The 14,501-nt window shown below is 55.3% G+C and carries 10 protein-coding genes and 1 riboswitch; of the genes, 8 read left to right on the forward strand and 2 right to left on the reverse strand.

The genetic code is table 11. The features are described from left to right. The first annotated feature begins 6 nt into the window (after positions 1-6). The 4 genes from J2T14_RS26205 (at position 7) to guaA (ending at position 7,171) form a co-directional block, all read left to right on the forward strand. Positions 7-1,047 (forward strand): AAA family ATPase, encoded by a 1,041-nt coding sequence (locus tag J2T14_RS26205; protein ID WP_307206403.1) that lies wholly within the window; start codon positions 7-9, stop codon positions 1,045-1,047. Further along, positions 1,044-2,459 carry a DUF58 domain-containing protein gene (locus J2T14_RS26210; RefSeq protein WP_307475673.1) on the forward strand — a complete coding sequence of 472 codons (1,416 nt, stop codon included), beginning with the start codon at positions 1,044-1,046 and terminating at the stop codon, positions 2,457-2,459. The genes J2T14_RS26205 and J2T14_RS26210 overlap by 4 nt, the downstream gene beginning before the upstream one ends. After that, positions 2,446-5,232: a transglutaminase-like domain-containing protein gene (locus tag J2T14_RS26215; RefSeq protein WP_307475675.1), complete on the forward strand. Its 2,787-nt coding sequence runs from the start codon at positions 2,446-2,448 to the stop codon at positions 5,230-5,232. The genes J2T14_RS26210 and J2T14_RS26215 overlap by 14 nt, the downstream gene beginning before the upstream one ends. A gap of 400 nt (positions 5,233-5,632) precedes the next feature. Further along, positions 5,633-7,171, forward strand: a complete 1,539-nt coding sequence (gene guaA / locus J2T14_RS26220; protein WP_307206400.1) for a glutamine-hydrolyzing GMP synthase — start codon at positions 5,633-5,635, stop codon at positions 7,169-7,171. A gap of 170 nt (positions 7,172-7,341) precedes the next feature. Here guaA and J2T14_RS26225 read toward each other — a convergent pair whose 3' ends face one another. After that, positions 7,342-7,926 (reverse strand): permease, encoded by a 585-nt coding sequence (locus J2T14_RS26225; RefSeq protein ID WP_307475677.1) that lies wholly within the window; start codon positions 7,924-7,926, stop codon positions 7,342-7,344. Between the two features lie 317 nt (positions 7,927-8,243). Between J2T14_RS26225 and J2T14_RS26230 the strand changes: the two genes are divergently transcribed. The 4 genes from J2T14_RS26230 (at position 8,244) to J2T14_RS26245 (ending at position 13,308) form a co-directional block, all read left to right on the forward strand. Next, positions 8,244-9,110: a helix-turn-helix domain-containing protein gene (locus J2T14_RS26230; protein ID WP_307206398.1), complete on the forward strand. Its 867-nt coding sequence runs from the start codon at positions 8,244-8,246 to the stop codon at positions 9,108-9,110. Between the two features lie 112 nt (positions 9,111-9,222). Then, the gene (locus tag J2T14_RS26235; RefSeq protein ID WP_307475679.1) at positions 9,223-10,197 is read left to right on the forward strand and encodes an N-acetylglucosamine kinase; all 975 of its coding nucleotides are present in this window, start codon (positions 9,223-9,225) and stop codon (positions 10,195-10,197) included. A gap of 57 nt (positions 10,198-10,254) precedes the next feature. Continuing rightward, complete coding sequence (locus J2T14_RS26240; protein ID WP_307475681.1) at positions 10,255-11,562, forward strand: 6-phospho-beta-glucosidase; 1,308 nt, start codon at positions 10,255-10,257, stop codon at positions 11,560-11,562. Between the two features lie 143 nt (positions 11,563-11,705). Continuing rightward, positions 11,706-11,806: riboswitch (purine riboswitch) on the forward strand. Positions 11,807-11,922: 116 nt separating this feature from the next. Beyond that, positions 11,923-13,308, forward strand: a complete 1,386-nt coding sequence (locus J2T14_RS26245) for an NCS2 family permease (RefSeq protein WP_307475683.1) — start codon at positions 11,923-11,925, stop codon at positions 13,306-13,308. A gap of 75 nt (positions 13,309-13,383) precedes the next feature. Here J2T14_RS26245 and J2T14_RS26250 read toward each other — a convergent pair whose 3' ends face one another. Continuing rightward, entirely contained in the window at positions 13,384-14,490 is a 1,107-nt protein-coding gene (locus tag J2T14_RS26250) for a hypothetical protein (RefSeq protein ID WP_307475685.1), read from the reverse strand. Positions 14,491-14,501: the final 11 nt, after the last annotated feature.

Below are 14,501 nucleotides of genomic sequence, written 5' to 3' on the forward strand. Positions count from 1 at the left end.
TATACGATGAATGCTCCCCAATTGTCCGAGGAAGAAGATAAGCTGCCGCATAGTCACTGGGCTGAACCTCCCCAAGTGTTACTAAACAGATTGCTAGTCAAAGTAGAGAGCGTCCTGCTAGGGAAGCAAGACGTCATTAGACATACGCTGATCGCGCTGCTCGCGGGAGGGCATGTGCTGCTGGAGGACGTGCCGGGCGTCGGCAAAACGATGCTTGCGCAAGCTTTCGCCCGCGTTGTCGGCGGCGATTTCAAGCGAATCCAATTCACTTCGGATATGCTCCCGGCCGATGTCATCGGCGGAGTAGTCTGGGATGCCCGCTCAAGCGAGCTCGTCTACAGGCCTGGACCGATAATGGCCAATGTGGTATTGGCCGACGAGATTAACCGTACTTCTCCGCGTACGCAGTCCGCGCTGCTCGAGGCGATGGAGGAGAGGCGCATTAGCGTGGAAGGGAAGACGCGCAGGCTTCCGGTTCCGTTCATGCTGATCGCCACGCAAAACCCGCTTAGCTTCGAGGGAACGAATACGCTGCCCGAAGCGCAGCTTGACCGGTTCATGATGCGGCTGTCGATCGGTTATCCGGCAGCGGCGGAGGAGAAGCGGATGCTGGAGCAATACGCCGACCGGAAGCGGGTCGAACCCGAACGGCTGCGTCCCGTCATTGCGACCGAGGAATGGCTGCAAATGCAGGCGGAAGCGCGCCAGACGCATATGCATTCGGCATTGATCGAATATATGGTGCAGGTGGCGGATGCAACGAGACGGGCGCCGGAGGTGCTGCTTGGACTTAGCCCGCGCGCGCTGCGCGACTGGCTGCGTGCCGCGCAGGCAAGCGCTTATGTGGACGGTCGCGGTTATGCGATTCCGGACGATGTGCTGGCAACGGCGGAAGCCGTGCTTCCGCATCGGCTGGCGATGCGTTATGTCGCCTCGTCTAATGCGCCAGATGCCCTTGCCGTCGTTAAGCGGGCGGTACGCGACGTTCCTTGGCCCGCTGCGGCTGTAGGCGCCGGCTCGGCTCAAGGGGCGGGGAGGCGCAGATGAGCAGTCTTTTTGATGCAGATGCGCATATCGACGATGAAGAAACGGCCTCCATTCGAGCTTATCGGACGAAATGGTGGCTTTGGTGCCTGATTGCAGCCGGTTGGGGCTGCTCGATTGCGGCTGTTGCGATGCGCGGCGGAGCGGTGGAATGGTTCATGGCGGCCGTGCTTACGATGATCGGTCTTATAAGCGGAGCCGCGCCGGCTCTAGCTGCGACAGGGTTAAGCGCTATCCGTGAAGTCGAAGGCGTCATGCTGAGGGACGGCGGCGAAGCCGGCATACGCCTGTCGATCGCTAGGCGCGTGGCATTCCCATTCGTATGGATCGCTGTGCGCGAGGAAATCGCGAACGCTTATACGATGAAGGAAAGCCGCGTCGTGTACGGAGCGGTATTCATTCCTCTTGTGGAGAAGCAAAAGGAGATCGTATATAAGCTGCGCCGTTTGCGCCGAGGGAGTCATTCCTTCGCGCCGCTAACGGTGACGGTCGGCGACTGGCTTGGATTGACGACGATAACGAAGCGGCTGGCCTGTCCTTCGGAAGCGATCGTCGTCTTGCCGGCTTTGCCGACGGGCGAGCGGATGGATGAGGCTGAGCGGGGCGCGCAATATACCGCGGACGGTATCGAGACGGTGTATACGGGCACGGGACGCGATATGGGCACGAATGTCCGCGAGGATGTAGCAGCCGTAGCTAAGACTGCCGGTATCGGGCCGGACAGCAGGCCTTACCGCGACGGCGACTCGCTGAGGCATATGGACTGGAGATCGGCGGCCAAAGGGCGCGGCTTGCAGACGAAGCTGCATAGCCTTGAGACACCGGCCGGTACGTGCATTGTATTGGATACTTGCGCGGCCGGTTATGACCGCAATGATCGGTTGTTTGACGCCTGCTCGGGCTGGGCGGCGCTTGCCGCCGAACAAGCGGCCGCAGCGGGCGCGCCGGTGACGCTGCTTATGCAGCAAGGAGCAGATGCAGGCGTTAGCTCCGGGAGCGGAGCTGGAGCGGGCGTTATTAACGTTGTGCGGTCGGGGCTGGAAGGCGACAGCCTGACGCGCGTATCGGAGCTGCTGCTCGCGATGTCGCGCGCGAAGTGCGACGGCGGGGAGTCGATAGCGGCTTTGCTGCTGCACGAAGAGCGGCTTATGGAGCGGGGCGGAGCGGTGCTGGCTTTTACCGGCGATTGGCGAAGCGGCAGGAAATGGGGAGATTTGGCTGCTTATGCAGCTTCCAAGAGCTGCAGGCTTGAGCTGTTCATCGCGGTGCAGAGCGCAGTGCCGACTTACGCGATGAGAGAGCAGCAGAAGTGGCTGGAGAGTAGCGGCGTGAAAGTGACATGGCTGCCTATTCCGGCAGGCATGAACGAGCTTCCTTTTGCCGAGGAAGGGGGCGAGCGGCATGTCTATGCCTAAATCGAATGCGGAGGGCAAGATGGGGGGACTGGGCGGTGCCCCGGCTTCGAATCGCGTTAGCATGCCTGAACATTCTTTGGCTTATCGGGCAGTAACGAGCGCTTTATTGTTCGGCTTGCTGGCGGAATGGCTGCTGCCTTGGACGAATGCCGGCGAATGGGCGGCTATCTATCAACCGATGGCGCTGCTTGCCGTCATTGGTTGCGTACTGGCTGCCGGGTTATTCCGAATGCCGATGGCGGTTACGATTACGTTCAGTGTCATGCTTTGTATTTTCACCCTTGCGTTCATGTACAAAAGCGACAGCCAAGGGTTTATCGAATGGATCATTGAATTTCCGACGCTGCTTGGCGACGACTTCGCCATGATGGCCAACAATGGTCTATGGGCAATGTCGGGCGAATTGCGGACGCTCATGCTGCTCGCGGGCTGGGCGATGCTTGCCCCGGCACTCCAAGCGCTGCTTTGGCTCCGACAAACAGCCATCGGTCTTGCGGGTATTACGGTTTGTTATTTAATCGTGCTTCATGCCTGGCTCGGCATTGATGTCATGGGCGGATTGCTGCGCACGGTCGCGGAGGGACTTATGCTGGCCGCGATCGTTAGCATACCGCGGGCAAAGCGGTTATTGGAAACGGGCATAGGCGCGGTGAAGCGTCTGGATACGGGATGGCTGACGGGGTCTGCCTTCCTGGTGCTTACGATAATCGGCTGCGGCTTGTTGTTCGCGGGAGGCAAGGAGACAACGATGGCGCCTGCCGGCTGGACGCAATCGTTATCGCAGAAGATCGAGCATGCCGTAAGTTCGCTTGGCAATCAGGGAGCTTCTACAGCAACGCTTCAACGCTCGGGAGGTTTCGTCTCCGGCAGCGGATTGATCGGCTACGGATTCGACGATAGCGAGCTGGGAGCGCCTCTTCGGAAGGATAGGCGCATCATTTTTACGGGAAGCTCGCCGGTCGAGGCTTATTGGCGGGGCGAGTCGAAGAATGCGTACGACGGCAGAGGGTGGAGCAACGATTGGAGCAGCGTGACGCTTATGCCCGTACGCAAATCGTCAGATGGCGAAGCGGCGCAAGCGATGCAATCGGACGAGGCGAGCGAGGAAACCGTCATTCGGCAGATGATTGTATGGAACGAGCCGGTAGCCGCCATGCCGTTGTTCGCTTCGGGCAGCGATAGCCGCGTAACGGAGCTTATTGCTTCCGATCCGCGCAGAAAACTGGGCAGCTTCATGTATAACGAGCGCACCGACTCTCTCTATGCGCCATCGCAATCGACGAAAGTTGAGCGCTACACGGTGGAAAGCGTGCTGCCGATTACGGAGGCGGTCCAGCTCCGCGCGTTAAGCGAATATGCGGATGGCCAGATGGCGGAGTACGGGGGCGACGAGGCAGCGGCTTCCGGACTTGACGAGGAACTTGAGCCTTATTTGCAGCTGCCGGAATCGTTGCCCGGACGCGTTGTCGCGCTCGCATCCGAGGTTGCGGGCGGAGGCTTAACGAGCCGCTACGATCAGGTGGAGGCGATAGAGGATTATTTGCGGACGAGCTATGCGTATTCGCTCGCGGACAGTACGGTGCCGCCTGCGGACGCCGACTTCGTCGATTATTTTTTGTTCGAGCAGCAAAGCGGGTATTGCGTCCACTTCTCGTCGGCGATGGTTGTCATGCTGCGGACGCAAGGCATTCCCGCTAGATGGGTGAAAGGCTTTACGCCGGGAACAAGGTTGGCGGATGACTTAGCGGCAGGCGAGGCGGGGGCGGAGCGGGCTGCCCAGACTGGCGCGGAGGTGCCCGGCTCGGCAGGAACGGATGGGGCAAGCGCGAGGGATGAAGCGGCCAGCGGCGGCGTTAAGCCGGCTAATTATGCAGTCAGCGCTTCGGATGCGCATGCATGGGTTGAAGTGTATTTCCCAGGCGCAGGCTGGGTGCCGTTCGATCCGACGCCGGGATTCGGCGGCGTCATGTCGGAGGAGGATGCGGCGGCGCTTAGCGCCGCATCCGGAAGCAGCGGAGCGGCGGGCGTCAGCGCCGGCGGCGAGATCGGCGAGGCGAGCTCGCCGTGGCTGGCGGGCGCAGCCCGCTCGTTCGAGGCGTCGGCGGAACGCGCCGCCTCGGCGGTTGCGCGAGCGGCGGATGCGCTCGCGGAGGCGGCGCAAAGCGCCGTGAGGGGCGCGGCGGCAGAGCCCGCCGCTGCCGGCGCCGCAGGCGCAGCCGCGGTTGCGCTTGCGCTCGCGGCCGTAACTGCCGCGCAGCGGCATCGGCTGCGCCTGGCGTTGGCGCTGCGCCGCTATGGCGCGGCCCACGCCGGCGTTGCTCGGCGCGGCGAAGGCGAAGCTGCCGCGCCAGCCGTAGGCGGCGGCGCTGGCGAAACGCCGCCGCCGGCGCAGGCGCTCGCGCCGCGCAGCCGAAGCGGGCGAGGCCGCGTACACGCCTCGCCCGGCGGCGAAGAGACGCGCCTGCGCGAGCGCTTCGCCGCCGTCGCTGCGGCGCTCGCGCCGCTCCTGCATCGCCGTCTCGGCGAGCGCGCGCCGCATCAGACGGCGCGACAATATGCCGCAGCAGCCGAGTCCGGCCTCGCTGCGGCGCAACAGGACGCGCTCCGCCAGATGACGATCTGGCTGGAGCAAGCGCAGTTCGGCCGGCCTGGCGGCTGGTCCGGCGCGCCGACACCTGCCGAGCTGCGCGCTGCGCTGCGCGTGCTCATCAAGCAGCCGCCGAAGGCGAGCACTCCTTCGGCAAGCAAAGCATCGCGCCAAGCGAATCAATAATCGAGCTGGCGCATGACCCTGAGGGCCGTCCACGAGCAGCATGTGGACGGCTTTTTGTGTAAGAGCATATTCGCTCTTACAGCACCCTGCTCGACGGATGGGTGGCTGCTGCGGCGGGTGTAAGCTCATATTTGCTTTTACATTACAGAAGTAACTGATTACTAGATCGTGTAAGATCATATTCGCTCTTACAGCACTCGGCTCGTCGTATGCGGACGGCGGAGGAAGAAGTAACTCCATCTCCATCCAGTCATTCTTTATCCGCGTACGCCACAACATTATCTGATCTAGCTTAGACAATGCTCCAATATTTGCCAAATCTCCTGCACGCGCGCATTCGCCTTGACTCGTTCGAAGCCCCTTATATATAATTACTACATCTATTGAGGGAGGCTCGGTCATGACTAAGCAAAATGAAATCATCGTTGTTCTCGACTTCGGGGGACAATACAACCAACTAATTGCACGCCGTATTCGCGATTTGGGCGTATACAGCGAGCTGCTGCCTTACAACACGCCGGTAGAGCGGATCCGCGAACTACAGCCTAAGGGCATCGTATTCTCGGGAGGACCGGCTAGCGTTTACGAACAAAATTCACCGCTTGTAGATCCGGCTATTTACGATCTGAACATTCCGATCTTCGGCATCTGCTACGGCATGCAAATGATGTCGCATCAGCTTCAAGGCAAGGTAGAGCGCGCAGGGAAACGCGAGTATGGCAAAGCCGAAGTCGAGTTTATCGAAGGTTCGCATATCGGCTTCGGACTCGACAAAGTGCAGACGGTATGGATGAGTCATGGCGATCACGTCGTTGAATTGCCGGAAGGCTTCCGAGTCGACGCGAGCACGGAGCATGCTCCGGTTGCGGCTATGAGCCATGCGGACCGCAAGTTCTTCGCGGTGCAATTCCACCCAGAGGTGCGTCATTCGGAGTTCGGCAACGAAATGATCCGCAACTTCCTGTATAACGTCTGCGACTGCGACGGCAACTGGTCGATGGAATCGTTTATCGAAGATACGATCCAAGACATTCGCAACCAAGTCGGCGACAAAAAAGTGCTTTGCGCCCTCTCCGGCGGCGTTGATTCATCCGTTGTAGCGATCCTGCTGCACAAAGCGATCGGCGACCAGCTTACTTGCATGTTCATCGACCACGGCCTGCTGCGCAAAGGCGAAGCCGAAGGCGTAATGGAAACCTTCGTCGGCAAGTTCGATATGAAGGTGCTCAAGATCGATGCGCAGGAGCGCTTCCTTGGCAAGCTGAAGGGCGTAGACGACCCTGAGCAGAAGCGCAAAATCATCGGCAACGAATTCATCTACGCGTTCCAAGAAGAGTCGGACAAGCTGGAAAACTTCGAGTTCCTGGCGCAAGGAACGCTGTACACCGATATCGTCGAGAGCGGTACGGCTACGGCGCAAACAATCAAGTCCCATCATAATGTCGGCGGCTTGCCGGAAGATATTAAGTTCAAGCTTGTTGAGCCGCTTAAAGCGCTCTTCAAGGACGAAGTTCGCAAGGTCGGCGAAGAATGCGGCCTGCCGGAAGCGATCGTATGGCGTCAGCCGTTCCCGGGTCCGGGTCTTGCGATCCGCGTGCTTGGCGAAGTAACGGAAGAGAAGCTTCATATCGTACGCGAATCCGATGCGATTCTTCGCGACGAGATCGCCAAAGCCGGCCTCGACCGCGAGATTTGGCAGTACTTCACGGCGCTACCGAACATGAAGAGCGTCGGCGTTATGGGCGATGCCCGTACCTATTCCTATACCGTAGGCATCCGCGCGGTTACTTCGATCGACGGCATGACGGCGGACTGGGCGCGTATCCCTTGGGACGTGCTGGAGAAAATTTCCGTTCGTATCGTCAACGAAGTCGACAACGTCAACCGTATCGTGTACGACGTAACGTCGAAACCGCCTGCAACCATCGAGTGGGAATAAACATGCATTAATAAAGTTGAAAATACTCTCTTCTAACTGCGTTGTTCAATAAATCTTTATTTAGGGTTGGGAAAAAGTATAAGTACGCAGCTTCATAACCAGTAAGCCAAAGAGCCCCTCCGAACGCGGAATGCCGCGCAGGAAGGGCTCTTTTTCGTTTTGAGGTCTTTTTATATCGAGAAATAGTCGCTGACGAACGCCAAAATCAACAATAGAGCCATAATCGACCCTGCCAGATAGCCTTGAAATCTCTTCGCACCGTTAACCTTCTGACCGCCAGACCTCGCCACCGCCGATCTAAAGTACAATATGGCGCCAACAAGAACAAGGGCTAGCTCTAAAATTGCGGCAACGGTCGGAAGTTCCCATAGCCTGAAACCCAGCAACGGCAAATCCCCGAAATTACCGGCCAAAATGGGCATATCGCTCCGATGTACGACCAAATCGATCAGCCAATGGCTGAAAGTAACCGATCCTATAATAACCGCGCTGCGCCGGTTCCATACACGCCAAGCAATCAACCCCGCAATGAAGGACAACACAAGAGCACCAACAAGCGAGTGCGAGTAATCGGCATGAATAATGGATTCGCCGTAACCACCGTCTCCGATCGGCTCCATTGACTCTACCCCCGTCAAAAGCAAAGGGACAAACGCGATATCGAGCAACTGAGTGCTTACCATAAGCGCCCATAAGGGAACCTTTGGCGCCATCGCCTTTACTCCGGCAGCCAGGCCGAAATGTCCAGCAAACATTTACTTCGCCTCCTTCGGGGTAATCCTGGCATCAATCCAGCCGCATACAACGGTAAACAAAAAGATAAATAACAAAAAGTCCATTCCCCAACACCTCTTTCAGAAAGTAGCACCCTTAATCGATATAAAAGTAACCTGTGGTTACTAACCATTGGTTATATAATAATCGCGTTTAGCAAATGTTGTCAATAGTTATTGCTTCAAAATAAAAGAGGGACTGTCCCAAGCCATTGCGGCTTAGCCACTTTATGAATCGGCCGACTGACTCTGCTATAATCGAAGGATTGGTCATACAAGCAGGGGGAGGAACCGCCGCGATGAAGAGTACTGCGAAGACGATTACGAAAGATGAAATTACGTTTAATCCCGCTTTTCCGATCTCGATCACGCAAACGCGCGGCGTGAGTCCGACCTTTCAACGGCTGCATTGGCATAAGGCGCTGGAGATTAACTATATACTAGAGGGCAGCGGCTATTATCTCATCAACGGTAACCGCTACGACTTCCAGCAAGGCGATATCGTGCTGATCCACTCGAATGATCTGCACCGGGCGTTCGAATCGGAGGGGCTCATCATGAATGTCGTCATGTTCGACCCGGCCTACTTGGCGCTGGAGCACCGATACGACAAGGAGCTGCTGCTGCCCTTCCGCGAGCGTGGCTTGTCATTGGAATACGTGCTTGATCGAGACCGTCCGCAGCTCCCAAAGCTGCGTGAAACGCTTGCCGTCATGGCGGAGGAATATGCACGAAAGGAAGCGCATTACGAGGCTATCGTACGGGCGCAGCTGATTCAGTTCGCCGCGCTTGCGGGTCGTTATTTCATGAAGCGCGAGGATGGCGGCGACCAGCCGCTTCGGGGAATGGAAACGATCCGCGAAGTGCTTCATGCGATTGAATCCGATTATACGCAGCCATGGACGCTTCGTTCGCTGTCCGAGAGGGCGCATCTTAGCCCCTCAAGGTTCAGCGCGCTTTTTACGCAAGTGGTAGGAACGTCGCCGATGGATTACTTGATTCAGCTTAGGCTGGCGCATGCCGCAAGCTTAGTGCGGGAGAGCGATCATAAGATGATTGAGGTAGCCGAGGCCTGCGGTTTCCGCAACTTGTCCAACTTCAACCGCTTGTTCAAGCAATACTTCGGCATTTCGCCGTCCTCCTTGCGAAAAGGGCAAAAACAGTAAGATTGTATCAGAGCATCGCGCCATTGCAGGAGAGCGCGGTGCTTTTTTTGTATATGCTGGTTATATCAAAGATACGATCGATTGGACTTCGACGATTCGATCGGACAAGGATGTGAGATTCATTCTATTTCTAGGCGTGGATGCAGGAGGCAGCAAGACGCACGCTTTGCTCGTCGATGAAAGAGGACAGGTGCTCGGCAAAGGTTATGCGGGCAACGGCAACCATCAGACGGCGTTCGCAGAGGCGGGAGCCAACATCGGCAAAGCATGTGAAGAGGCGTTGCAAACAGCGGGCGTGGCGAAGGAGCAAGTGGACTTCGCGTACTTCGGTCTTGCCGGAGCCGACCGCGAGCCGGATTATGTCGTCCTGCGCCCGATGATCGCGGCGCTTGGCTTCAAACATCATGCAATCGCGTGCGATACGATGATTGGCATGCGGGCGGGTACGATACGCTCCTATGGCGCCGTCATCATTAGCGGCACCGGATTCAATGCCGCGGCCCGCAATGCGAAGGGCGAGGAGCTGCAATACGGCGGCTTCGGCTATTTGTTCGGCGACGGCCAATGCTCCGGCACGGATCTGGCGGTCCATGCGTTTCGCGGCGCGATTCGCGGATGGGAAGGCAGAGAGCAGCCGACGCTGCTGACGGACATCGTCCCGAAGGAGCTTGGTTATCCATCGGTGCAGGCGATGTACGATGACGCGCTTGACCATGGCAAACGTCCGCCGAATACGCTCGGCAAGCTGTTGTTCGAAGCGGCCGCGCAGGGCGATGCGGTGTCCATTCGTATTTTGCGGCAAGCGGGAAGCGAACTGGCGAATTCGGTTAACGCGCTCATTAAGCGGCTGTACATGCAGCATGACGCATTCGATGTGGTGTTGACGGGCAGCGTGCTGTCGCGGGGCGCAACATCCCATATGGTTGATGCCATTAAGGAAGCGGTCGGCGACATTGCGCCTCATGCGAGCGTCGTGAAGCTTGCTGTCGATCCGGTCGTTGGCGCCGTCATGAGCGCGATGGATCAAACGGGTTTTACGATCGATGGGGTACTGGACAAGGCGCTTAGGAACATCACGTTCCGCTAAGCAGTGAGCAGTAATCGGCTTATTAACCATATAACCCATACGAGGAGGCTAAGCACAATGAATAAGCAGGGGTTGAAAATCGCAGTCATCGGGGGTGGTTCTTCCTACACGCCCGAGATCGTCGAAGGATTTATTAATAAATACAATGAAATGCCGGTTCGCGAGCTATGGCTCGTCGATATTGAAGAGGGCAAGCATAAGCTGGAGATTGTAGGCGAGCTTGCGAAACGCATGGTGGAGAAAGCGGGCCTTCCGATCAAAGTGATGCTGACCTTGGATCGTCGCGAGGCGATTGCGGGCGCGGACTTCGTGACGACTCAAATGCGTGTCGGCCTGCTGGCGGCAAGGCGCCGCGACGAGCATATTCCGATCTCGCACGGCGTGATCGGCCAGGAGACGACGGGTCCGGGCGGGATGATGAAGGCGCTGCGCACCGTTCCGGTCATTTTGGACATTTGCCGCGATATCGAGGAGCTTGCCCCCAAGGCATGGCTGCTCAACTTCACCAATCCCGCGGGCATCGTAACGGAAGCGGTACAGAAACATAGCAAGGTAAAGACGGTGGGCCTATGCAACTCGCCGATCAACTTCCAGAAGTTTCTGGCCAAAGAGTACGGCGTTGCCGAGCGCGAGGTGCTTCCGGAATTCGTAGGCATCAATCACCTGCACTGGGTGACGGCAGCCTATGTGAACGGCGAAGACAAGCTGCAGGAAATGATCCAAGGCGGCAAAGATTATTCGGCGACGAACGTCGCGGCTTTCGATTGGGACTATGATTTCCTATCGTCGCTTGGCGCGCTCCCGACCTATTATCTCCGTTATTTCTACATGACCGACGTCATGTTCGCCGAGATGAAGGAGTCGATGGAGAAAAACGGTACGCGCGCCGATGTCGTTAGCCGCGTGGAGGCGGAGCTGTTCGAGCTATACAAGGATGTTAACCTGACCGAGAAACCAAAGCAGCTTGAGAAGCGCGGCGGCGCCTATTATTCCGAAGCGGCCGTTAATCTGATGCACTCGCTTTATACCGACAGACGCGATATTCAGACGCTGAACGTTCGCAACAACGGCATCATTCCGTTTCTCCCCGAGGACGCGAGCATCGAGGTCAACTGCGTCGTGACGGCCCAAGGCCCGATCGCATTGCCGCTTCAGCGCGTCCCAGAGCAAATCACAGGGCTGCTGCATGCGGTCAAAACGTACGAATCGTTAACGATCGAAGCCGCGATAACCGGCGACAGAGGCATAGCGCTGCAGGCGATGGTGCATCATCCGCTTGTTCCAAGCATCGCCGTCGCGAAGCAGTTACTGGATGAAATGCTGCTTGCGAACAAGGCGTATTTGCCGAACTTTTTCGCGGAATAGTGGATAGGAACGGAAATGAATAAATGATTTTACAGTGGTAACGTTACCATTTTTTTAAAGACGAATATTGGACGATTTTTCAAAGTATAATGTTCGTAAAAGTTGTTGACAAATTCGACAAAACTTCTTTAAAATTGGAGACGGAAAACAACAGCATATTTTTTCGTATAATCTCAAGAATCGGCTTGAGAGTCTCTACTCGGTCACCGTAAATGACCTGGCTACGAAATCGGAAGAAGCGCGCCACGGTCCGGCGTGTATACTTTTTCCGTTTTTGCAGAGCCTAGGAAAATGTGGTAATCACATTGTTACTAGGCTTCTTTGTTTGTTCCACCACAATTTTGGGAGGTTATTATCAAAATGGAACGTTTCTTTCGCTTAAAGGAACACGGGACAAATGTCAGAACAGAGATTATGGCGGGGCTGACGACTTTCATGACGATGGCTTACATATTGGCCGTCAATCCAATCATACTCACGCCGACGGGACTGGACTGGACTGCAGTATTTCTTGCTACGGCGCTTGCGGCGGGCATATTCACGATCGCAATGGGTCTGTTCGTCAACTTCCCGGTTGCGCTTGCTCCAGGTATGGGTCTTAATGCGTATTTCGCATCAGTCGTTATCGCTTCGGCGGCAACGGATGAACCCATTTCACCGGCAATGGGTCTAACGGCTGTCTTTATTTCCGGTATCATATTCATCATTCTGACTGTCACGCAAGTTCGTCAAATGCTTATTACGGCAGTACCGGACAGCTTGAAGCATGCGATTACGGTCGGTATCGGCTTGTTCATTACGGTCGTTGGCCTCAAAAACAGCGGACTGATGACAATCGCCGTATCCAGCTTCACGGATATTAAGGCTGGCGCGTTCACGCCTGTCAGCGGCGGGGAAACCGTTATGGGACTCGGCAGCTTCACGGACGGCACGGTTGTGCTTACGGTTGTAGCGCTCCTGCTTATCGGTATATTGATGGTGCTTCGCGTACCGGGCGCGATTCTGTTCGGTATTCTGGGCACGACGGTAATCGGTATGATTTCCGGCGAAGTTAATGTGAAAGAAGCATTTACGGGTCAAACTTGGGTGCCGGACTTCGGCAAGCTGAACTTCTGGCACTTCGACTTCGCAGGCGTGTTCGAGGTTGGTCTTGTGACGGTTATCCTGACGTTCACATTCGTTGAATTGTTCGATACGTTCGGAACGCTTGTCGGTACGGCTAACCGTGCCGGCTTTATGAAAAATCCGGAAGAAGGCAAGAAAAAAGTCGGCAAAGCGATGTTCGTCGACGCGATCGGCGTAAGCGGCGGCGCAGTACTCGGTACGAGCACGGTAACGGCCTACATCGAGAGCTCCGCAGGCGTAGCGCAGGGCGGCCGTACAGGCTTGACTGCGGTTACGACAGGTATTTGCTTCTTGCTCGCCATCTTCTTGTCGCCGATCGTTGCGCTTATTCCGGGCGCGGCTACGGCCGCGGCACTTATTATCGTCGGCGTGCTGATGATGCAATCGGTGAAGGAAATCGACTTCTCGGATCTCGTATACGGCATTCCGGCGTTCTTCATTATCGCGTTCATGCCTTTCACTTACAGCATCGCTAACGGCATTTCGTTCGGTATCGTAACGTACGTTGTTCTTGCGACAGTAGGCAACCTTCCGAAAAAAGGCAAGTACAACGTTCACTGGCTCATGTGGGTTTTGGCCGTGCTCATTATCTACCGTTACGTATTCATGGGCGGCGAATAGTCGTATAGATCAAGCAAGAAGGAGCAGCGCTGGACCGGCGCTGCTCCTTCTTTTGCAATATAGAAAAGTTTAAGTTTAAGTTTCATTCAACCAAGCGGCTTCATTGGTTTTGAACGCTGTTATTCTATCTTTAAGCTGGTTAATACGTTGATCGACATTATCCTCATTGATCCTATAAGTCGAGTCAGATAAGCTCTTAATCATCATATCATTGAATGCAGGAATGTAATGAGTCGTATCCTTATAGTGATTTAAGTCTACAATCCCTTCATAATCTTGATAATCGTAAACAACGACATTGTTTAACTGCGACAACCGGGCGACCATATACTTCTTAAACTCAAATAGTATATTCACGTAACCCTTGCGTTCAGCCTCATACCAATAAAGCGCGGAATACGGGGGCAACAAAAAGATAAATTGCCGATCATCATTCTTTTGAATAACCGGGTACAGATCGCTTTCGAATCTAGTCTTCATTCTGTCGAACATTCCGTCCGCGTTTTGTTCGGAAACGGCTTCGGCATTGTTTTCGTATTTATTAATGACGATATCTTCGCCGAATGCCGTTCCTTGACTCCAGTCGCCCATCCGTTTCATATCCGTGCTGTTAGAGAAAATGCCGGTTAATTTATTAAATACAGGATTATCGAGACGGTTAGAGGCATTGTAAATGAGCATGAACGGTATGAATTTGGTCCACGTTTCAAAGCCAATGACATATTTCATATCATTAATTAGGCTATCATCGTATAAATATTGCGGATATTTCGTATAGGGCGAGCTTTTCTCATTATTAAACATCGTCGAATCGACGTTAATGATAAACGTATTTACTTGGTTCTTCTCCAAAGAAGTCGCTCTGTCGACAAGCATGGCAATTTCATCTACAGTCATGCCGCTCCTTGTATATTTTACCGCCTCGACTCCCAGCGTTTTCTTCACTAATTCCAAATCGGTATTTTGCATCATCGATGAGCCGATGATAGCCGCTTCTGCGGGGTAGTTTTTCATAAGGCCTGCAGTCGTATAAGCTTCGCTGTAATAGGTGTCGAATTTAGATGGTCTGTAATAAAGGTTTGGATCGATGATATATCCTAGAGAAGCCGTAACAGCGAGCAAAAAAACTAAAATCAGCATGACGTACAGGATAAACTTTTTACCTTTTATTATATTGTCCATGTGCACACATC

Origin of the sequence: Paenibacillus harenae (genome assembly GCF_030812415.1) — a bacterium.
GTDB classification, from domain to species: domain Bacteria; phylum Bacillota; class Bacilli; order Paenibacillales; family Paenibacillaceae; genus Pristimantibacillus; species Pristimantibacillus harenae_A.

Bases quoted from the DNA above. Each gene is read 5' to 3' on its own strand.
- J2T14_RS26205 (WP_307206403.1), top strand. From the start codon at position 7: ATGAATGCTCCCCAATTGTCCGAGGAAGAAGATAAGCTGCCGCATAGT.
- J2T14_RS26210 (WP_307475673.1), top strand. From the start codon at position 1,044: ATGAGCAGTCTTTTTGATGCAGATGCGCATATCGACGATGAAGAAACG.
- J2T14_RS26215 (WP_307475675.1), top strand. From the start codon at position 2,446: ATGTCTATGCCTAAATCGAATGCGGAGGGCAAGATGGGGGGACTGGGC.
- guaA (WP_307206400.1), top strand. From the start codon at position 5,633: ATGACTAAGCAAAATGAAATCATCGTTGTTCTCGACTTCGGGGGACAA.
- J2T14_RS26225 (WP_307475677.1), bottom strand. From the start codon at position 7,926: ATGTTTGCTGGACATTTCGGCCTGGCTGCCGGAGTAAAGGCGATGGCG.
- J2T14_RS26230 (WP_307206398.1), top strand. From the start codon at position 8,244: ATGAAGAGTACTGCGAAGACGATTACGAAAGATGAAATTACGTTTAAT.
- J2T14_RS26240 (WP_307475681.1), top strand. From the start codon at position 10,255: ATGAATAAGCAGGGGTTGAAAATCGCAGTCATCGGGGGTGGTTCTTCC.
- J2T14_RS26245 (WP_307475683.1), top strand. From the start codon at position 11,923: ATGGAACGTTTCTTTCGCTTAAAGGAACACGGGACAAATGTCAGAACA.
- J2T14_RS26250 (WP_307475685.1), bottom strand. From the start codon at position 14,490: ATGGACAATATAATAAAAGGTAAAAAGTTTATCCTGTACGTCATGCTG.